This window comes from Empedobacter sp. UBA6745 (genome assembly GCF_002453775.1).
GTDB classification, from domain to species: Bacteria; Bacteroidota; Bacteroidia; order Flavobacteriales; family Weeksellaceae; genus Empedobacter; species Empedobacter falsenii_C.
The window spans coordinates 37,172-58,632 of record NZ_DKHL01000020.1 but is presented as its reverse complement, the minus strand read 5'-3'; the positions used below and the strand labels follow the sequence as shown (position 1 = coordinate 58,632).

Sequence of the window (21,461 nt, the reverse complement as noted above, 5' to 3'; positions counted from 1 at the left end):
AATGCAATTTCGAACGACTTTTCAAATTCAATCTTCTGATTTTAAGCTCAATCATCAACACAAAATATTGACGATAGGCTCTTGTTTTTCAGATGAAATTGGAAAGCGTTTGACAGATTTAAAGTTTGATGGATTAATTAATCCTTTTGGAGTGATTTTTAATTCACATTCTATTCAAAATTTAATCGAAAGAAGTATTCAAAAAAAATATTTTACAACAGCAGATGTACATCAAAACGGAGAAGAATTTTTCTGTTTCGATGTACATTCGTCGTTTAATGCGTTGACGAAAGAAGCTGTTCTAGAGGAATTAAATTCGACTTTAGATAAAGTTCATGATTATATTCTTTCTTGTGATGTGCTGATGATTACATTGGGAACATCGTGGATTTATGAATGGAAAACGTCTAATCAAATTGTCGCGAATTGTCATAAAGTTGACGCAAAACAATTTGAAAAACGATTATTAACAACAGAAGAAAATCTAAAATCGTTGGAATTAATTGTTTCAGATTTGAAGAAAATTAATCCAACAATTCGCATTATTACAACAGTTAGCCCTGTTCGTCACACAAAAGATGGAATGATTGAAAATAATGTAAGTAAAGCGAGATTGTTAGACGCTTTATATCAATTAAGTCAAAATAATCATGTTGAATATTTTCCGTCATACGAATTGGTTTTGGATGATTTGAGAGATTATCGTTTTTTCAAAGAAGATTTGATTCATCCATCGAAACAAGCCGTTGATTACATTTGGGAAAAATTTTCGGATACTTATTTCGAGCAATCAACGCAAACAATTATTCAAAAAATAAACAAAGTTATTTCAGCGATTAATCATCGTCCTTTTAATGAAGAATCAGACAATCATCAACAGTTTTTAGCAAAAACGATTGCATTGATGAATGAATTAGAAAAAGGAAATCAACTTGATTTTTCTGCTGAAAAAGAACTTTTGAAATCAAAAATAAAACATGTTAATTGATACACATACACATTTATATTCGGAGCAATTCGAGAATGATATAGATGAAGTAATTGCGCGAGCAAAACAAAATGGAGTAGGGAGATTTTATTTGCCAGCAATTGATAAAAGTTACACGGAGAGAATGTTGACATTAGAAAGTCAACATCAAGATTCGATGTTTGCGATGATGGGTTTACATCCATGTTCGGTTCATCCAGATACAATAGAGGAGGAGTTGGCTCATGTACGTGAATGGATTGATAAACGACCATTTAAGGCGATTGGCGAAATCGGAATCGATTTGTATTGGGAAAAAGAATTTCTACAAACGCAACAAGATGCTTTTAAAACACAAATTGAATGGGCAAAAGAAAAGAATTTACCAATTGTAATTCATTGCCGTGATGCTTTCAACGAAGTTTTTGAAGTATTAGAAGAAGTGAAAGATGAAAAATTATTCGGAATTTTTCATTGCTTTTCTGGAACAAAAGAAGATGCACAACGCGCAATTGATTTCAATTTGAAATTAGGGATTGGTGGTGTTGTAACATTCAAAAATGGTAAAATAGATCAATTTTTAGGTGATTTTGATATTAAACATATTGTTCTCGAAACAGATTCACCTTATTTAGCGCCTGTTCCGTTTCGTGGAAAACGAAATGAAAGTAGTTATTTGACACATGTTTGCGATAAGTTGGTCGATATTTATCATCAAACACCAGCTGAAATTGCAGCAATTACAACAAAAAATGCGTTTGACATTTTCGAACGTTAGGATAAATCAGAATAGAAAAATTATATTTGCAAAAGAAAACCTTTGACAAGATGAAATACAAAAGAATATTACTTAAATTGAGTGGTGAAGCATTAATGGGAGATTTACAATATGGTATCGATCCAAATATGCTGAAACAATATGCGCAACAAATTAGAGAAGTTGCAGAACTTGGTTGCGAAGTGGCAATAGTAATCGGAGGTGGTAATATTTTTAGAGGTGTACAAGGTGTTGCTTCTGGTATGGATCGTGTACAAGGAGATTATATGGGAATGTTAGCAACTGTGATTAACAGTATGGCATTGCAAGGAGCTTTGGAAGACGCTGGCGTTAATACGCGTTTACAAACGGCTATTCGTATGGAGCAAATTGCAGAACCATTTATCAAAAGAAGAGCAACGCGTCATTTAGAAAAAGGTCGTGTCGTAATTTTTGGTGCAGGAACAGGAAATCCATATTTTACAACAGATACAGCAGCAGTTTTGAGAGCAATTGAAACACAAGCTGATGTTATTTTGAAAGGAACTCGTGTTGATGGAATTTATACTGCAGATCCTGAAAAAGATCCAACAGCAGAGAAATTCGAAACAATTTCTTATCAAGAAGTTTACGATAAAAACTTAAAAGTAATGGATATGACAGCTTTTACTTTGAGTGAAGAAAATAATTTACCTATTATTGTATTTGATATGAATACAGATGGTAACTTGAAAAAATTAATTTTAGGAGATAACGTAGGTACTCTAGTAACAAATAAATAAATCCCGAAATGGAAGAATTAGATATTATTTTAGAAACGGCTAAGGAGCAAATGCAGGGAACTGTAAGTCACTTAGAGGTTGCATTCGACAAATTAAGAGCAGGTAAAGCTACTCCTGCAATGTTAAGTTCAGTTCGTGTTGATTACTACGGAAGTTTATCTCCGTTAACTCAAATTGCAAATGTTAATACACCAGATGCAATGACATTGAGCATTCAACCATACGAGAGAAATTTAATTCATGAAATAGAAAAAGCAATTATCAATGCTAATTTAGGTTTTGCACCTTCTAACAATGGAGATACAATTATTATCAGTATTCCTCCAGTAACAGAAGAACGTCGTAAAGAGTTAGTAAAAATGGCCAAATCGGACATGGAAACTGCTAAAATTTCACTTCGTAATGCACGCCAAGATGCGAACAAAGCATTGAAAGCTGTAAAAGAAGCTTCTGAAGACATGGTGAAAGATTACGAAACACGTGTACAAGGATTAACAGACAAGTTTTCTAAGAAATTAGAAGAAGCTTTAACGAAAAAAGAAGCTGAAATCATGAAAGTTTAATCTTTCTTGAAAAAAAAATATTTTAAGGCAGCGTTTCGCTGCTTTTTTTATTTATTTGCATAATCAATTTCAAACGATGAAGAATTATATATTCCTGCTAAATTTCTGTATCTCAATTGCCACATTTGCTCAAATTAAAGTAAGAGTATTCGATGCTCAAGACGAATTTCGTTTAACAGGTGCTAATGTTTACAGTGATACCAAACAATTCCTTGGTCAAACAGACGAATTAGGAGAATTGGATATCAATGATTCTGTTCATTTTATTGATGTAATCAAGAACGGATATTTCTCGGAAAGTATTCAGACTGAAGGTAAAAAGTTGGTCGAAATTATGATGAAACCTTCTTTCATTAGTTTGGATGAGGTTAGTTTTACAACAAATGATTCTGTTGGTCGTAATTTGATTATCAAAGCAATTCGCAATCAATCTAAGAATACAATCAGAAACGGAGGAAATATTTTCCTAAAATCATACACAAAATTTTGGAGTACAGTAAATAACGATTCGATTCCGTTTATTATTCAACCTCAAAATCACAAAGATTCTGTCAATAATCAATGGAAAAAATTATTAGACAATAGTCATTTATTTTTGGGAGAACGTGCAATGGATCACAAAGTTTCGAAGCGTTTTGGATTAAAAAATATTGTGCAATCTTCTCGTATTTCTGGAATGCGTTCGCCTTTGTACGAATATTTGGCGATGCAACCAATTGCGTTCAATTTTGATCAAGATAAAATCAATTTTTTCTTCAAAGGAATTATTAATCCAGTAAGTCGCGAAGGTCTTTCGCATTACCGTTATGGTTTCAAAGAAGATATTTTTATTGATGGACGAAAAACGGCTGTTATTAGTTTTTTCCCATCGATCAAAACGGATAAAAGACAAATTAAAGGAACGCTTTGGATTGATGACAGAACCTTTGCTTTGATTAAGATTGAAGCGGAAAATACAAGTGCAAATTATATTGCCGAATTAGAAGCAGATTGGAAATTGAACAATGGTTCTTGGATACCGAATCAACAAAAATATCGTATGGAAGCTGGTAATTTCAAGATCACTGAGAAATTAGCTGGCGATGATTTTATTGATAAAAAAGAAAAAATTTGGATTAATCTCGAAACTACTTTCAAGGATATTCAGAATCCTGCGCATTTCAAACGCAACGAATTTTTAGGTTACGAAGACGAAATTTCTTTTCAAAATATGAACGAAAAGAAATGGGACAATGTGATGGAAGATTACCGTGATTCGTCATTATCGAACAAAGAGCGAAATACGTACACGACAATTGATAGTATTGGCGATAAATATAAGTTAGAACGTCAAATGAAATTGACGCGAATCATCAATTCTGGCGGAAAATTATCGTTAGGAAAAGTTGATTTAGATTTAACAAAAATCTTAGCGTTTAACGATTACGAAGGTTTTAGACTTGGTGCTGCGTTTAATACAAATGAAAATTGGAGCGATAAATATTCATTGAATGCATATTCGGCTTATGGTTTCAAAGATGAAACATTCAAGTTTGGATTTGGTGGAGATTATTATGTAAACAAACCTTATTCGGGTCGAATTTTTGCAAAATACTCGCAAGATGTTTCGGCTTCTGGGAAAACGCCAATTTTATTGCAATCGAATTATACACGTCTAATTTCTGGAGCTTTTAGTAATATTTATAACCACGAATATTTTTCATATAAACGCTATTCGTTTGGATATGAACAAGATATTTTCAAAAATGTAACTTTCAATATTTCGGCGAATTATGAAAAACAGCAAGCAGAATTTGATTATTCTTTCCTGAATAATATTGGTTGGTACGATTTGTATAACACGCAATTAGCGATTCGTTTTGCGCCAAAAGACAAGTTTATTCGCACGCCTTACGGGAAAGTGACGGTGAATAGCGGGAAATCTGTTTTCTATGCAACGCTGACGAAATATTGGGATATTTTCAATTCTGATTATGATCCACTTCGTTTCAATGTTTCTTATTTTGATGTGTTTGATACGCGAGTTGGTAAAACAAATTTTAATGTAAATGCAGGTTGGGTCGAAGGTAAAATGCCGTTGATGAATTTGTACGAAGGACAAGGAAATGCAAAACGAAATGACTTTTTGAATTTTGGAGTAGGTGGTTTAACGAATTTCGAAACAATGCGTCCAGGTGAATTTTATTCGGATCGATTTGTATCATTTCAGTTGAAGCATATTTTTGCTGGCGTTAAAGTTGGAAACAAAATTATTTTCCCGCAATTCGTTTACCGTGGAGTTTTGGGTGATATGAAAGATAGAGCAGATCATCAAAATTTAGAGTTCAAAACGTTGAACCATTATTATCACGAAACAGGTGTTGAGGTAAACAATTTAATTTTCAAAACATTTGGTTTAGGAGCGTTTTATCGTTTAGGTGCTTATTCAGAAGAAAAATTCCAAGATAATTTCTACTTAAAATTAACTGTAAATTTGAATTTCTTGTAGGATAAGGATGCTGTCATTCTGAACTCGTTTCAGAATCTCATCTAATATTCAATTACAATTCTAATTATTATGGATAAAGAATTTGAACTTAAAAAGTATAGAGATTTAGTAGTTGCGACTTTAGATTATTATATTGTTCATCTTGCCTTTAATAATGAAATGAAAGATGAATATTTTCGTTTAAAAACTCAAGCAGAAGAATATTATTCAAAAGGAAAATTAACTATTTTAAAAAACTGGTTTAAAGATTTAAGGTCTGATTTTATCGAAGATAGAGATTTTGGTTTTAATGAATATTTGATAAAGACAACCAATTATGAAATTGATATTTTTGAATCATATTTTAAAAGAATCGAAAAGATAATTGAGAAAGATCAAATTAAAACTGATAGTCAATTTTACGAATTAAAAAATTATGTAGATTATTTAATTCAAAATAATAATTCTGATAAAGTTCTTATTCAAAGAATAAATGAAATTCTTTTGCGTTTTGAATCTAAGAATTAGAATAATTTCACTTCAAAAAATAAACTAAAATCAAAAATCCTTTACATTTTCATTGAAATTATAAAGGATTTTTAGGTTGGTTGAAAAATATTCGCAAAAATTATGCCTATAATTTTTATAACTTTAAATAATAACTAAATTTGTAAGGATAAATTAAAAAATTATGCAATCGTACGGAATTAAAGCCTTATTAGAAAAAGGCAAGGATTTGTTGCTACAGGAAGTAGTTGTAAATGGATGGGTAAGATCGTTCAGAAGTAATCGTTTCATCGCGTTGAATGACGGTTCTACAATTAATAATATTCAAGTAGTAGTAGATTTCGAAAATTTTGACGAATCAATTATAAAACAAATTTCTACAGCAGCTTCTTTACAAGTTAAAGGAGAAGTGGTAGAAAGTGAAGGAGCAGGTCAAGATATTGAAATTGTTGCGAAAGAAATCAAAATTTTAGGAACTGCGCCATCTGATGATTTAAAAGGAACTATTTTACAACCAAAACAACACAGTTTAGAAATTTTGCGAGAGCAAGCACATTTACGTTTCAGAACGAATGTTTTTGCTGCCACTATGCGTGTTCGTAATGCGTTAATGTTCGGAATTCACAAGTATTTCAACGAAAATGGATTCGTTTACATCAACACACCAATTATTACAGGATCTGATGCTGAAGGAGCAGGAGAGATGTTTCATATCACAAACTTGGATATGGAAAACTTGCCTAAAAACGAAGAAGGAAAAGTAGATTATACACAAGATTTCTTTGGTAAATCGACTAACTTAACGGTTTCTGGACAGTTAGAAGGAGAAACTGCAGCAATGGGATTAGGGAAAATTTATACATTTGGACCTACTTTCCGTGCAGAAAACTCGAATACTTCTCGTCACTTAGCTGAATTCTGGATGATTGAACCAGAAGTTGCGTTTTTCCGTTTAGATCAAAATATGGATTTGGCAGAAGATTTTATGAAATCTGTTATCACTTATGCAATGGAAACGTGTAAAGATGATTTGAAATTCTTAGCTGAACGTTTTGACAAAGAACAAAAACAAAAACCAGAAGCAGAGCGTTCTGAATTAGGTTTAATTGAGCGTTTAGAATATGTTTTAAATAACAAATTCATTCGTTTAACTTATACAGAAGCAATTGATATCTTAAAAGATTCTAAACCAAATAAAAAAGGTAAATTCAAATATCCAATCGAAGGTTGGGGAGCAGATTTACAATCAGAACACGAACGTTATTTAGTTGAGAAACACTTCAAAACGCCAGTTATTTTATTTGATTATCCTGCAGAAATCAAAGCATTTTATATGCGTATGAATGATGACGGAAAAACAGTTCGTGCAATGGACGTTTTATTCCCTGGAATAGGAGAAATTATCGGAGGTTCTGAGCGTGAAGAACGTTTAGAAGTTTTAGACGAAAAAATGGAAAAATTCGGAATCGATAAAGAAGAATTATGGTGGTACCGCGACACAAGACGTTTCGGTTCTGTGCCACATTCAGGTTTCGGTTTAGGTTTAGAGCGTTTGGTATTATTCGTTACAGGAATGGGTAACATTCGTGACGTAATTCCTTTCCCTAGAACACCGAATAACGCTGAATTTTAATCAAAATATTTTTACGGATTTATGCTTAAAAATTGTAACTTTAAGCTAAATCCGTTTTTTATATAAGCCAAAACCCAAAATATGTTAAAGCAGGAATTAAATTTAAAATTACAACAAAAACTATCGCCACAACAAATCCAATTAATGAAGTTGGTTCAACTTCCTACGGTTGCTTTTGAACAACGCGTAAAGGAAGAGTTGGAAGAAAACCCTGCTTTGGATGATCAATCTTCTGAATATGACGAAGATTACGGAGGAGAGCAGGAAGAATGGGACAATCAGAGTGATGATTTTGGCGACGAGCAAGTGATTGATACAAGTGATATCAATATTGATGATTATTTGAGCGATGATGACATCCCAAATTATAAAACGTATACGAATAATTATAGTGATGATGACGAAGATAAATCTGTTCCTTACGCGCAAGGAGAGAGCTTTATCGAGTTTTTGACATCGCAATTATATACGAATCGATTAACTTCGGAACAATTTCAAATTGCTGAATTTATCTTAGGAAATATTGACGATGATGGTTATATGCGTCGTGATATTAAATCGTTGGTTGACGATTTAGCATTCTCGCAAAATATTTACACTTCGCCAGAAGAGGTCGAAAATTTGTTGATTAATTATATTCAACGAATGGATCCAGTTGGTGTAGGTGCGCGTGATTTGCAAGAATGTTTATTGATTCAATTAGAAAATAAAAATCAAACAGAAGCAGTAGAATTAGCCGAAAAATTAATTTCAGAATCGTTTGATGCATTTACGAAAAAGCATTATTCGAAATTGATGGCAAAATATGATGCGGATGATGATGAGTTGCGTGATGCAATTTCGGAGATTGAACGTTTGAATCCAAAACCAGGAAAATCATTTTCGAGTAGTAGTAAAATTGTAGAGCAAATAACGCCAGATTTTACGATTCATATCAACGATGGCGATTTAGAATTGTCGTTAAATGGACGTAATGTACCAGAATTGAAAATTTCGAGTGCGTTTGCAGAAATGTTAGATACATACAAAAAAACCGAAAATAAATCGAATCAACAGAAAGAAGCTGTGATGTTTGTCAAACAAAAGTTAGATTCTGCGAAATGGTTTATTGATGCGGTTCAGCAACGCCGTAACACGCTTTTGTACACAATGGAAGCGATTATGAAATTTCAAAAAGAGTATTTCTTAACAGGAGATGAAACGAAAATTAAACCGATGATTTTGAAAGATATTTCAGACAGAATTGGAATGGATATTTCGACAGTTTCTCGTGTAGCGAATTCTAAATATGTCACAACGCCTTACGGAACATTTTTGATAAAAGATTTGTTCTCAGAATCGTTAACAAATGATGAAGGTGAAGAAGTTTCGACGCGCGAAATTAAACGAATTTTGCAAGATGTAATTGCAGATGAAGACAAACGTAAACCTTTGACAGACGAAAAATTAACTGAAATTTTAAAAGAAAAAGGTTATCCAATTGCTCGTCGTACAATTGCAAAATATCGTGAACAATTAAATATTCCGGTTGCGAGATTGAGAAAAGAAATCTAAAATTTTTAGAAATATATTCAACAAAAAAAAGAGCTTTTTATAAAGCTCTTTTTTTGTTTTTACCCCAAGTTGTCATCCATTCAAAATAATCTTCTTTGTATGAATTATCATTCAATTGAGTAATAATTTTTTGTTGTTTTTCTACGTTCAAATCATCATCAATCACAGAAAAGTTTAAGAAAATATCTTTACCGATTAATTTAGAAAAGAAATTTTCATTCTTTAATTCTTCTAAAACTTCGATACATTTTTCATTAATTTTATTCTGAAATTGATAAAACCAATCTTCGTCATCATCGTGTTCATCAACGATTTCTTTGCACATTTGATTGATTTCTTGAAAAGAGTTTTCAGCTCCTAAATAATCATATTTCCATTCAGAAGGCTCGTATTTGTAGTAACAAAAATCGTCTTCATCCGAAACTTTTTCCAAATGTTCTACAGAATTTGCCGAAGGATGAATAGCTATTTTCGAGTCGTTATTGCACAAGGCAAAAGCATAAAGGTCTTGGGAAGGATTTTCGTTATAAATTTTCAAAAAGGCTTGTTTGGTTGATTGCACTAATTTGTTTTTTAATTCATTAAAATCCATTCATTTATATTTTTTTAATCAGTTGTAATTATTTTTTGAAATGTAGTAAAATTCTTTAAATATTAAATCATTGTTAATTTATTTTTTAAAGACAAATTCAATTATTATTCATTTTCTATGTAACTTTTCTGTAATTCACACGTCATTATAGTAAACAAACCTAATATGTCTAAATTATACATACCAATTTTATTATTTGCCTCGACCTCGATTTTTGCGCAACAACAATATAAAGGAAGCTTGCAATATACGAATCAAATGCCTGTTAGTTTGGCTGATGTTATTATTTTAAAAGATGATCAAATTATTGATGAAATTTCAACTGATGATAAAGGAACTTTTACAGTTGATTTAGTAGAAGGAAATTATACGTTTCGAATAGAAGAAGCTGGTGTTTTGCTTCATACTCAAACAATTTTATGTGGACAAAATCAAGATTTAGGCGTTATTATTATTCCAAAAACTGAAAATATTACATTAAATGAAACAGTTGTAAAAAGTCAGAAAAAATTAATTGAAAAGAAAGTTGATCGACTTGTTTTTAATGCAGATTTAGCGGAAGGAGCAAAAGGTGGAGATGCGTTAGATTTGCTAAAATTGGCGCCTCGTGTGAAGGTTGATAATGATGTTGTTTCGATAATTGGTAAAAGTAATTTGCGTGTGATGGTGGACGATCGTTTGTTGGAAATGTCTGGTGATCAATTGATAAATTATTTAAAAACGCTTCGCGCAGATGATATCGAGAAAATAGAAGTAATTACAAATCCGCCCGCAAAATATCAAGCAATAGGAAATAGTGGAATTCTAAATATTGTATTAAAATCTGGTAAAAAAGACTCGTGGAATGGGAGTTTGTCATCGTCATTGCAACATTATAACAAACCATATTGGAACAATAGTGCATCGTTTAATTACCGAAAAAATAAATGGACATTAGTTTCGAATATTTTTGGTGGTTTTGGAGAATATGACGGAATTGGACAATCTGATATTTATTTCACAAAAACCAATGAAGTTTGGACCGAAAGAGAAAAAAATAGTGGAAAAAATAGAAATATTGGCGGAAAATTAGGTTTAGATTATAAAATTTCGGAGAAGTTGACAACTGGTTTTACACTTGATTTATATGCTGGAAATCGAAAAGGAACTGGTGGTACGAAAACAACGATAAATAGTTTGGATAAAAATGAATTGTTGAGTTATATTTTGAATGATCGAAATGGGAGCAAAGGCAACACGAAATACAATACACTGAATTATCATGTGATTTATAAAATGGATACAATCGGGAAAAAATTAACCTTTGATTTTGATTGGGTTAATTTTAATAACAATAATACAAGTGTAGCTTCTAACCGATTTTTTGATTCAAATGATCTTGAAAATACAGCAGAATATCAAGGAAATAAAAGTTTGTCTGATCAAAAAGCAAATAATTATAGTTTGAATATTGATATGGAACACCCCGTTAATACTTGGAAACTAAATTATGGTGGACGTTACAGTTGGACGAAAAATAATAGCGATAATTTATTTTACAACACATCTTCTGGAACGCCTGTTTATGATGAAAAGTTGAGTAATGGTTTTTATTATGACGAAAATATTTTAGCTTTTTATGCGAGTATCGAAAAAGATATTTCAGAAAAATGGTCAGCAAAAATTGGTTTGAGATACGAAAATACTGATGCAAAAGGTTTTTCTCCACAAGAAAATCAACATGATACCTATAAATATGATGGGTTATTCCCAACGGCTTATTTGATGTATAAACCTGCTGAAAATCATTCGTTAAGTATAAATGTTGGGCGACGTATTGATCGACCTTTTATGGGACAATTGAATCCGTTTCGTACCATTTATTCGCCTTATTCTTTTGCAGAAGGAAATCCGAAGTTAAAACCTTCTTATTCGTATAATTATGAGTTGGAATATGCATACAAAGATTTGGCAATTACAACGTTATATTATAGAAATTCTACGGATGAAATCAATCAAATTGTGGTTGTAAATCCAACAGAAAATACACAAAATTGGATTCCATATAATTATGCTGATTCGGAGAGTTTTGGGATTAGTGAAAATCTAAATTTCAAGCTTGTAAAATGGTGGAAAGTCAATGGAGCGATTGATTTGTATTACAAAAAAACGAAAGGAATTATTCCAGAATATAATTATACATTGGATGGATTTAATGGAGAATTTCGTTTGACAAATAATTTAGAACTGAATAAATCTAAAACATTATTATTTAACCATACTACAAATTATTCAACAAAAACAATTGATGCGATGTCAAGAAGTCGTGCTAATTGGAGTACAGCTTTTGGTTTGAGAGCGTTATTTCTGGATAAAAAGTTTGAAGTTTCGTTTAATGTAAATAATGTATTTAAAGATAGAGCTTGGCAAGATCAAAGTTTTAGTAACGATACAAAATTTGTTTATACAGGACAATCCGCTCGTTATTATCGTGTTGGAATTCGATACAATTTCGGAAAATCATTTACGATAGAACAATCAAAAAGTAGTTCGGAAAAAGGAAGGTTATAATTTTTAAAACTAAACCCCAATATTGATTAAAATATTGGGGTTTAGTTTTATTTGAAAATTAATACGTAATTTTCTCTGGTTCAGGGAAAATATCTTGACTTTTTATACTAAAATTCTTATCTGTTTTTAATAGCTTCAAATTATCAACAGATTTTAATATTAATTGTTTCAATTGATTTTATTCTTCTGGAGGCATTTTGTTAGAAACGAAAATAGATTTTTCAGTATCATCCTTTTTTAAATATATTCTATAAATAAATCCAACAATAATAATTTTATTTTGGTAAACTGAATCATAGTTATATAGATTAATATTTGCAATTGCTTTATTAATATTATCTCGATCAGTTTTATTTAAAATTGCATAATAATCCTTGTGATAATATGGATTTTTTAATTCGAAATCTTCATAATATTTTCTAATAAATACAGTGTCACTATTAGTTAATTTGATTGAATTATAAACTTGAAAAAAATTACTATATGTTATATCAAATTCATCAAAAGAATTATTTTTATCAGCACAACTTTGACATAGATAATATAATAATAGTAATGTAATCTTTTTCATAGATATTCATATTATTATTTCTTCTCCATTTTATAGAACAATAAAATAATGAAACTAATCGCAAACGAAACGCCCATTGCAAGAGCCGAAGCTTTCATTCCGCCAGAATATTCAATCAATAATCCATAAATAACTAAACCTAAAAATAAGGCAAATTTTTCGAACACATCATAAAAACTAAAATAGGTTGTTGTGTCTTCTGTTTCTGGTAATAATTTGGCGTATGTAGAACGTGATAAAGCTTGCAAACCTCCCATTACAAGACCAACCATTGCAGCCATTACGTAAAATTGAGTTTTTACATTAGGATCATTTTTATTAATTAAATAACCAATAATACATGTAATAATCCAGATAAAAATCCCGATTAATAAGGTTTTCTTATTTCCTATTTTTCCTGATAGAAAAGAGAATAACCATGCCCCTAAAACAGCTTCAATTTGAATTAATAAAATGGTCATAATCAATTCTGAAGATTCCATTCCTATTTCTGAACTTCCAAACATTGCCGCCATCAAAAAGATAGTTTGCATTGCTAAACTGTAAAAGAAAAATCCAGCCAAAAAAACACGAATATTTTTGTATTGATTCAGATCTTTGAAGGTATGTTTTAAATTTCTAAAACTTGATTTGATAATATCTTTCGGAATTTCACGATCATATTTGTGATTTGGTAATTTGCTTAATGCAATTTGTCCAAATCCTAACCACCAAATTCCTGTTAATAAGAAACTTATTCGAGTAAACATAGCTTGTTGTTCTTCTGGGGCGAATTGTATCATTGCTAAACAAATCGTCAATAAAATGACAGAACCAATATAACCAAACATATAACCTTGAGCGGAAACTTTGTCCATTTTTTCGTCTGAGACAATTTCTGGTAAATAGGCGTTGTAAAAAACTAAACTCCCCCAAAAACCTATGCTTGCGGTGATATTGAGTAATAAAGCTAACCAAACTAAATCGCTCGATGTGAAGAAAAACATTCCGATACATGAGAACGACCCTAAATAACAAAAAAAGCGAAGAAATTTTATTTTATTTCCGATTAAATCTGCAATTGAAGACAAAACAGGAGACAAAACAATCACAAAAAAGAAAGCAATTGCCAATGAAAAATTGAATGCGGACTCTGGTAATAATCCTAAAAATTTGATCGGTTGATCGTTCGCATCATAGGTCATTAAAGTATAATAAACCGGAAAAATAGCAGAGGCAATAACTAAAGAATGAACAGAATTTGCCCAATCGTAAGAAATCCAAGCTCGTATTAGTTTGGGATTATCTTTTGTATTCATAAATTTTTATAGTAATGTTGGCTAAACTTAAGAATAATTTATCAAAAATAATGTTTCGTAAAAATTAATTGTTCAATCTTCTATTCTTTCAGTTCAAATTTGGTTAGTTTATTGCCTTTGTAACAATAAAATTCATAACTATCTTCTCCAATTTTGAATACTTTTTCGAGATGGATTTTATCGTAATTAGGTAAAATTTCATTGTATTTTTTCAATAATTTTTCAGGTAATTCATTCGGTTGAATTGGACGTTCAATCTCAAATTCACCATCTAACGAATATTCCATCACAAAATCACTGTTTCGCCATTTCAAAGTTGTTTCATTTTCGTCACCTTTACTTGTTGTTGTAAGTTGAACTTTATCTTCTTGAATGATTTTTTGAGAACTTGTATAAAAAAGTGTAATTCCAGAAATAACCATTGCCGCATAGCCAACTTTTCTGAAAATAAAATCGCTAAAATAAGGTAAAATATATTTGACCGTATAAGAAGAAATAATTGAGGCAACTGCAATCGTCAATCCAAGTAATAAAGCGTTTTTTGAATATAAACCAAGAACAATATAAATGATTAATTTTATGATATGAAGTATAATTTCGTTGGCAGCTCGCGTTGCAATAATTTCTTCTTTTGTTAATCCATATTTTAAATAAAATCTATTGAATAATAAACCTATTGCTCCTGTTATTCCAGAAACGAATCCAGCTAAAAAACCAACAATGGCTAAAATATATTTTGGTGAAGGTTTTTCTTCATTATCTTGTTGTTTTTTGTTTAGAAATAATTGTGGAACATTTGAAATCAATAATACAGCTACAATAATTTGTAAATAAATTGGGTTGATAAATTTGATTAAATAAGCGCCCATTAAAACTGCTGGAATCGAAAATGGCACGAACCAAAAGAAGATTTTCCAATGTACAGATTTTCTGAAAGCCGCTATTCGAGAGGCAGAACTTGTAAATGTTCCGATTGTTAACGAAAAAGGGACTAACGAAGTTGGAATAATAAGATTGAGGATTGGAATTAAGATTAAACTTGCGCCACCGCCACAAATTGCACTTATCCAAAATGCTAAAATTGCTCCAATAAATAGGAGAAAAATAGTAAAAATCATGATCAGAAATTTTATTCTGTTACAAAATTAGGACGATGATTTTAGAAATAAATGTCTAAAGACTTATCTTAAGTAAAACTTAAGAATAAGTAAATCTTAATTGAAAAAGATGATTTTTCGGATAAATTGTTTGCGAAATTTGCTGAAAATTATTTTTTAATAAGGCTTTAGACGAGGCGATATTTTCTTTTTTCACCCAAGCTTCAATCAGCATATATTTTCTCAATTTCAACTCTTTCGAAATCAGATTGATGATTCGTGTTGCGTAACCTCTGTTCCAAAATTGTTCATCAATGGAATAGCCAATAATCGCTTTGTCATGAACAGGTTGAAACATTACAGTACCAATCAAGGTTTCAGAAGATTTTTCGATAACAGCAAAGCGAAATTCATATCCAGAATTCTTTTTTTCTTTATCTCTTTCTAGCATTTTGTACGAATCTTTGATCGTTTTCATTGATGCGGTTTCGCGGTATTTCATGGCTTTTGCATTCGAATAAATTTCGAAAAGCCGTGTGCTACATCAGTGTCCAAAAGTTCTCTGAAATAAATTAATTCGTCTTCCATATTTTGGTTTTAAGAATTTGCTTGACGTTCTAATTTTTCAATCAATAATGCTTTTGCATTTGTAAGCGCATAATCTTTAGCTTCTGCAAATGAAACGTTGTATTTTCGTTTAAGAGATTGAATATCTTTTGGTAAATCGTTTAAAAGTTTATCGTAATAAACATCTAACATTTCAGATGTTGGCATTTTGAAATCAATTTTTAACTGAAATCTTCTCAATAATGCAACATCAATAATATGTGGATGATTTGTTGCGGCTATCAACAACGAATTTTGTGGCAAATAATCAATTAATTGAATTACCGTGTTTACCAAACGACGCATTTCGCCAACATCTTTGTCGTCATTTCCACGCGCTTTTCCAATTTGGTCAAACTCATCCAAAAATAGAATCGCTTTTTCACGCGCAGCTTTATCAAAAAGCATTCGAATATTTTGTGAAGTTTCACCAATTCTTGATGAAACAATATTACTTAAATTCAAAATCAATATAGGTTTTCCGATTTCATTTGCAATTGCTTTTGCAGTTGTTGTTTTTCCACAACCTGAAAATCCATGCAACAAAATTTTATTATTGACAGGTAAATTATATTTACTCAATTCCTCTATATATCTATGTTCTTTGATAAGTTGTTTTACTTGAGCAAGATTTTGATCATCTAAAAAAACATCATTCAAAGAAATTTCTTCCTTATCGTCAACAATTAAATCGTAAATATTCATATCAATTTTACTTCAAGACTCAAAAATAAACTATTTTAATCCGAAAGCCGATTTTTAGCACAAAAAAAGCTTCAGATTTCTGAAGCTAAAATTTTAAACCGTCATATGAGAACTGATTGCAATTCTATTCCAAGCATTAATCGTGGTAATTGCAATAATGATAATCGCAATATAATTTTCAGAAAAAAGTGTTAATGCTTTTTGATAAGTTTCTTCTGATAAACCATGTTGACTAATATTTGTAATTTCTTCTGTCATCGCCAATATCACACGCTCTTCTTCTGTAAAAAGTGTCGTTTCTCGCCACGCATTCAACAAAAAAATACGTTGATTTGTTTCGCCTAATTTCATCGCGTCTTTGGTGTGCATATTAATACAAAAAGCACAACCATTGATTTGTGAAGCTTTGATTTTAATAAGTTCTAAATGTAATTTATCTAATTCAGAATTTGCTAAATAATTCTCTAGACCATACATTGCTTCGTAAGCTTTTGGTTCTAATTTTTGAATGTTTAATCGTGATTTCATTTCTTAATTTTTAACAAAGTTCGTCGATTATTTATTCAAAAAAATTAAACTGGTTTAAGAAAACTCTTTCTTTCGGATTTCGCTTAAATATTCGGGTGTGAAACCTAAATAAGAAGCTAATAAATATTGCGGAACACGTTGTAAAAACTCAGGAAAATTTTTCTTGAAGTGAAGATAAAACTCCTCTTTCGAAAACTCTTTCAAATATTTGGAACGCATTTGAGCAGCAGCATTTGCTTTTTGATAAATTTGTTTGAAATACGAATTGAAAATAGGATGTTTTTCGCATAAAATTTCTTCGTTTGTTTTACTCATTTTCATAATAATTGCATTTTCTAGAGCTTGAATATAAAACTCAGAAATTTGTTGATTAATGTAAGAAAACGAATCTGTCAACCACCAATTTTCGATAGCAAAATCAATGGTTTGTTCTACACCTTTTTCATTGATGAAAAATAATCGAATACATCCAGAAATAATAAAATAATTGTACGTACAAACTGTTCCAGCTTTATGAATCATTTCTTTTTTCTTCACCGAAAATTTTTCAAAATATTGGACTGAATCGTGAAATTCTTCTTCAGAAATTGAAGTGAAAATTTGAATATGTTTCTTTAACTGACCGAAAGAATTTTCCATTTTATAAGCTTAATATATTTCTCTTTAAAATTAATGATTAGTTTCCGAAAGGACTTAATTTAGTTTAAAATTAATCAGGTTTATAGTCAGAATTTGGAGTGCAATTTGCTTGAAATGAATCGTTGAAAGAACATGAAAATAATCTGTAAAGATTTGTCATTATTTTTTACTTTTACGAACCAAAAAATAACAATAATATGGCTTCAGGAATATTTGCAATTTTAGATGATATTGCAGCATTGATGGATGATGTAGCGGTTACAAGTAAAGTAGCAGCGAGTAAAACAGCAGGGATTTTAGGAGATGATTTGGCTGTAAATGCTGAGAAAGCAACGGGATTTTTATCTTCGCGCGAAATACCAGTTTTATGGGCAATTACAAAAGGCTCTTTTATCAATAAATTGATCATTGTTCCAATTGTTTTGACACTAAATCATTATATGCCAGAGGTCATAAAATATGTTTTGATTTTGGGAGGTTTTTATTTAGCTTTTGAAGGTGTAGAGAAGATAATCGAGTTTATTTTTCACCGTCCAAAAAAAGGTTCAGAAGTTATTCATGAAGATAAAGTAGAAGATAAGAAACAAGTTTCGGAAAAATCAAAAGTGAAATCTGCGATTATTACGGACTTTATCCTTTCGATAGAAATTGTGATTATTGCATTGAGTACAGTTTTGGAACAACCGATGTTGACACAAGTTTTTACAGTTTCGTTTATTGCAATTTTAGCAACCATTGGTGTTTACGGGATTGTAACCTTAATTGTTCGTATGGATGATGCTGGTTTTAAACTTATAAAAGCATCACATGACAAAGGAGCTGTTTCTAAATTAGGACATTTTTTGGTTGACGCATTACCTTATGTGATCAAAATTTTAGGATTTGTAGGGACTGTTGCACTTTTATTGGTTTCAGGTGGGATATTTGTTCATAACATCGATTATATTCATCACCATTTACCTACAGCAATTCCAATGATGATTAGTGAAGCTTTGATTGCTTTGATTGCAGGATTATTGGTTGTGGTAATTGTCACAATAGTTAAGAAAATAATAGGTTTAGCTAAAGGTTAGGAGATAGATAGATTTCGAAAAGAATTGTTTTCATTTAATTAATGAATAAATTTTTAATCTAAACTTTATCCTCAAATACACACTTTCAACGTATCTTTAGGGCAATTAAACAATAAATTATGAAAATAAAGTCGATAATAGCACTTTTTTTTCTCGCTACCACTTTTACTTTTGCTCAAACAAAACAGATTCTGATTGAAAATGTTAGAATTTTAGATCATCAAACTCAAGCATTAACATCACCGATGAATGTTTTGGTTTCTGGTCAAAAAATTGAAAAAATTAGTTCTGCAAAAATTTCTTCACCTAATCAAGATGTTGTAAAAATTAATGGAGGAGGAAAAACGTTGATGCCAGGTTTAATCGATGTTCATGTACACATGGTATTTGGTTCATTGACGATGGCGCAAATGATGTCGCCAGATATGTCCGAAGAAATGTTGGTTTCAAAGATTGGTGAAGCTTCTCACAAAATGTTGATGCGTGGTTTTACGAGTGTTCGTGATGCTGGTGGACCAATTTTTCCTTTGAAATTAGCCATTGATAAAGGTAAAGTTGTAGGGCCTAGAATTTGGCCTTCGGGAGCAACGATTAGTCAAACGGCTGGTCATGGAGATTTTAGAACTCCTGATGAACGTTCGCGTCGTTTTTTTGGAAAAGCATCTCGTGCAGAGGAATTAGGAGCTACTTTTATTGCTGATGGGAGAGATGAAGTTTTGACTGCAACAAGAGAAAATTTACGTTTTGGTGCGAGTCAAATTAAATTGATGGCAGGTGGTGGAACGTCTTCTGCTTATGATCCGATTGATGTTACACAATATACTTTTGACGAAATGAAAGTGGCTGTTGATGCTGCAGAAGATTGGGGAACCTATGTAATGGTGCATGCCTACACGCCGAGAGCTGTGCAGCGCGCTGTGGAAGCAGGAGTGAAGTCAATTGAGCATGGTCAAATGTTAGATGAAGAAACATTGAAAATCCTTGCTAAAAAAGGTGTTTGGTTAAGTCTTCAGAATTTGATGGATAATAATGAAAACATGGACGAGCAGCGAAAAGAAAAACGTAAACCAGTTTTGGATGGTCAAGATAAAGTTTGGCCATTAGCAAAAAAACTTGGTGTGAAGCTTGCTTGGGGAACGGATTTCTTGTTTGAACCTGAGTTGAATGATGAGCAAAATAGTTATATTTTACGTCTTCAAAAATGGTTTACAAATGCTGAAATTCTGAAAATGATTACTCAAGATAATGGAGAATTGTTGCAATTATCTGGTTTGAGAAGTCCATATCCAGGGAAATTAGGTGTTGTAGAAGAACAAGCTTTAGCAGATTTGATTTTGGTTGATGGAAATCCATTGAAAGATTTATCGTTAATCGCTAATCCTGATAAAAACTTTTTAGTGATTATTAAAGATGGTCAGATTTATAAGAATACAATTAAAACGAAAAAGTAAAATTATCGTACATTATAAAAAAAACGAGGTTAATTTTTATTTACCTCGTTTTTTTTAGTTGTAAAAATTAGAAATTTTAGATCTTATTTATCGGCTTGAAATTTGTTAAAAAAGTCAATGGTTTATTCATAAAAATGTTGATTTTGAATAAGTAAAACTGTAAATTAATAATTAAATCTTAATAAAAATGTCAATACCAAAGAATGTTTATTATAGAGTAATTCTTCCAGAAAATGAGATTAAAGCTACGTTTCTTATTGTCCATGGTATGCAAGAACATAGTGGGCGATATGAAAATTTTGCAAAGTATTTGGCTGACAAAGGAATTCTAGTTTTGTTATATGATCATTTAGGACATGGAAAAACAGCTAAAATAGAAGAAGATTACAGTTTTTTCTGCTTAGATAATCCAAAAGAAAATTTAATAAATACGGCAAAAGAGTTAGCTAATTTGTTAGAGAATGAATACCCTTTATTACCACATTTTATTTTGGGGCATTCAATGGGATCGTTTATAACACGTTGCCTACTTCAAGAATATGGAGACCACTTTGATGGTGCTATAATTATGGGAACAGGAGGTAGAATTCCTGGAATTAAATTATTGAGTAGTTTTTTAAGTCTTCTAAATAAATTGATTCCTCATAAAAGAAGTCAATTACTTAATACTATTTTTTCAAAATCGAATAATAAACATTTTCAAAATGAAGAAAATTTTCATGAGACTAATTGGCTTAGTTTAGATGAGTTAAATCGTTTAAATTTTCTGAAAGATCCTCTTTGCGGAATACCTTTCACTGTTAACGGTTTTTATACTTTGATTAATTTAAATATACAAGCAACAAAAAAGAATTGGGCAAAAGCTATACCGCAATCTTTACCTATTTATTTTGTGAGTGGAGCAGATGATCCAATTGGTGATTTTGGTAAAGGAGTTTTGCAATCGTATAAAGATTTAAAGCAAAATGGATTTCAACATGTAACAATGAAATTATATCCAAACTTGAGACATGAAATATTGAATGAATCTATCAAAGATGAAGTATATCAAGATATTGTAGATTGGTTAATGGTTTTGATAAATCATAAAAAAATAGAGCAAAAAGACGTTTAATAAATCT

General features: G+C 31.0%; 20 protein-coding genes. 12 read left to right on the top strand and 8 right to left on the bottom strand.

The annotated features are described in order from the left end of the window. Window position 1: 1 nt before the first annotated feature. From B4H69_RS07150 to rpoN, 8 genes are all read left to right on the top strand, one after another. On the top strand, window positions 2-988 hold the full coding sequence (locus B4H69_RS07150) for a GSCFA domain-containing protein (protein ID WP_291093292.1): 987 nt from the start codon (window positions 2-4) through the stop codon (window positions 986-988). Beyond that, window positions 978-1,745 carry a TatD family hydrolase gene (locus B4H69_RS07145; protein ID WP_291093290.1) on the top strand — a complete coding sequence of 256 codons (768 nt, stop codon included), beginning with the start codon at window positions 978-980 and terminating at the stop codon, window positions 1,743-1,745. The genes B4H69_RS07150 and B4H69_RS07145 overlap by 11 nt, the downstream gene beginning before the upstream one ends. Window positions 1,746-1,795: 50 nt before the next feature. Then, window positions 1,796-2,506 (top strand): UMP kinase, encoded by a 711-nt coding sequence (pyrH, locus tag B4H69_RS07140; protein WP_115000992.1) that lies wholly within the window; start codon window positions 1,796-1,798, stop codon window positions 2,504-2,506. 8 nt (window positions 2,507-2,514) lie between these two features. After that, window positions 2,515-3,069, top strand: coding sequence for a ribosome recycling factor (frr, locus tag B4H69_RS07135; RefSeq protein WP_115000990.1), 555 nt, complete (start codon window positions 2,515-2,517; stop codon window positions 3,067-3,069). Between the two features lie 76 nt (window positions 3,070-3,145). After that, entirely contained in the window at window positions 3,146-5,557 is a 2,412-nt protein-coding gene (locus B4H69_RS07130) for a DUF5686 family protein (protein WP_180904650.1), read from the top strand. Window positions 5,558-5,626: 69 nt separating this feature from the next. Then, entirely contained in the window at window positions 5,627-6,064 is a 438-nt protein-coding gene (locus tag B4H69_RS07125; RefSeq protein ID WP_180904649.1) for a hypothetical protein, read from the top strand. 163 nt (window positions 6,065-6,227) lie between these two features. Beyond that, window positions 6,228-7,676: an asparagine--tRNA ligase gene (asnS, locus tag B4H69_RS07120; RefSeq protein ID WP_180904648.1), complete on the top strand. Its 1,449-nt coding sequence runs from the start codon at window positions 6,228-6,230 to the stop codon at window positions 7,674-7,676. 81 nt (window positions 7,677-7,757) lie between these two features. Then, on the top strand, window positions 7,758-9,230 hold the full coding sequence (rpoN, locus tag B4H69_RS07115) for an RNA polymerase factor sigma-54 (RefSeq protein WP_115000980.1): 1,473 nt from the start codon (window positions 7,758-7,760) through the stop codon (window positions 9,228-9,230). A 37-nt stretch (window positions 9,231-9,267) separates the two neighbouring features. On the opposite strand, the gene B4H69_RS07110 is transcribed toward rpoN, so the two are convergent. Then, window positions 9,268-9,822, bottom strand: coding sequence for a DUF4303 domain-containing protein (locus tag B4H69_RS07110; RefSeq protein ID WP_180904647.1), 555 nt, complete (start codon window positions 9,820-9,822; stop codon window positions 9,268-9,270). Between the two features lie 165 nt (window positions 9,823-9,987). Between B4H69_RS07110 and B4H69_RS07105 the strand changes: the two genes are divergently transcribed. Then, window positions 9,988-12,372, top strand: a complete 2,385-nt coding sequence (locus tag B4H69_RS07105; RefSeq protein WP_180904646.1) for an outer membrane beta-barrel family protein — start codon at window positions 9,988-9,990, stop codon at window positions 12,370-12,372. 178 nt (window positions 12,373-12,550) lie between these two features. Here B4H69_RS07105 and B4H69_RS07100 read toward each other — a convergent pair whose 3' ends face one another. The 7 genes from B4H69_RS07100 to B4H69_RS07070 all read right to left on the bottom strand — a co-directional run bounded on the left by B4H69_RS07100 (window position 12,551) and on the right by B4H69_RS07070 (window position 17,816). After that, window positions 12,551-12,943 carry a hypothetical protein gene (locus B4H69_RS07100; protein ID WP_291093285.1) on the bottom strand — a complete coding sequence of 131 codons (393 nt, stop codon included), beginning with the start codon at window positions 12,941-12,943 and terminating at the stop codon, window positions 12,551-12,553. Window positions 12,944-12,957: 14 nt separating this feature from the next. Further along, entirely contained in the window at window positions 12,958-14,241 is a 1,284-nt protein-coding gene (locus B4H69_RS07095) for an MFS transporter (protein ID WP_180904644.1), read from the bottom strand. 80 nt (window positions 14,242-14,321) lie between these two features. Further along, window positions 14,322-15,359: a sulfite exporter TauE/SafE family protein gene (locus tag B4H69_RS07090; protein WP_286476235.1), complete on the bottom strand. Its 1,038-nt coding sequence runs from the start codon at window positions 15,357-15,359 to the stop codon at window positions 14,322-14,324. Window positions 15,360-15,438: 79 nt separating this feature from the next. Further along, window positions 15,439-15,861: a GNAT family N-acetyltransferase gene (locus tag B4H69_RS07085; protein WP_260392513.1), complete on the bottom strand. Its 423-nt coding sequence runs from the start codon at window positions 15,859-15,861 to the stop codon at window positions 15,439-15,441. Between the two features lie 74 nt (window positions 15,862-15,935). Beyond that, complete coding sequence (locus B4H69_RS07080; protein ID WP_115000956.1) at window positions 15,936-16,649, bottom strand: AAA family ATPase; 714 nt, start codon at window positions 16,647-16,649, stop codon at window positions 15,936-15,938. Window positions 16,650-16,742: 93 nt separating this feature from the next. Continuing rightward, window positions 16,743-17,177 (bottom strand): carboxymuconolactone decarboxylase family protein, encoded by a 435-nt coding sequence (locus B4H69_RS07075; protein WP_038335884.1) that lies wholly within the window; start codon window positions 17,175-17,177, stop codon window positions 16,743-16,745. A 54-nt stretch (window positions 17,178-17,231) separates the two neighbouring features. After that, window positions 17,232-17,816, bottom strand: a complete 585-nt coding sequence (locus B4H69_RS07070) for a Crp/Fnr family transcriptional regulator (protein ID WP_115000954.1) — start codon at window positions 17,814-17,816, stop codon at window positions 17,232-17,234. A gap of 197 nt (window positions 17,817-18,013) precedes the next feature. Here B4H69_RS07070 and B4H69_RS07065 point away from each other — a divergent pair, with 197 nt between their 5' ends. The 3 genes from B4H69_RS07065 to B4H69_RS07055 all read left to right on the top strand — a co-directional run bounded on the left by B4H69_RS07065 (window position 18,014) and on the right by B4H69_RS07055 (window position 21,454). After that, the gene (locus B4H69_RS07065; protein ID WP_291093282.1) at window positions 18,014-18,889 is read left to right on the top strand and encodes a DUF808 family protein; all 876 of its coding nucleotides are present in this window, start codon (window positions 18,014-18,016) and stop codon (window positions 18,887-18,889) included. A gap of 119 nt (window positions 18,890-19,008) precedes the next feature. Beyond that, the gene (locus tag B4H69_RS07060) at window positions 19,009-20,340 is read left to right on the top strand and encodes a metal-dependent hydrolase family protein (protein ID WP_291093280.1); all 1,332 of its coding nucleotides are present in this window, start codon (window positions 19,009-19,011) and stop codon (window positions 20,338-20,340) included. A gap of 187 nt (window positions 20,341-20,527) precedes the next feature. Continuing rightward, on the top strand, window positions 20,528-21,454 hold the full coding sequence (locus B4H69_RS07055) for an alpha/beta fold hydrolase (RefSeq protein WP_286477691.1): 927 nt from the start codon (window positions 20,528-20,530) through the stop codon (window positions 21,452-21,454). Window positions 21,455-21,461 lie beyond the last annotated feature (7 nt).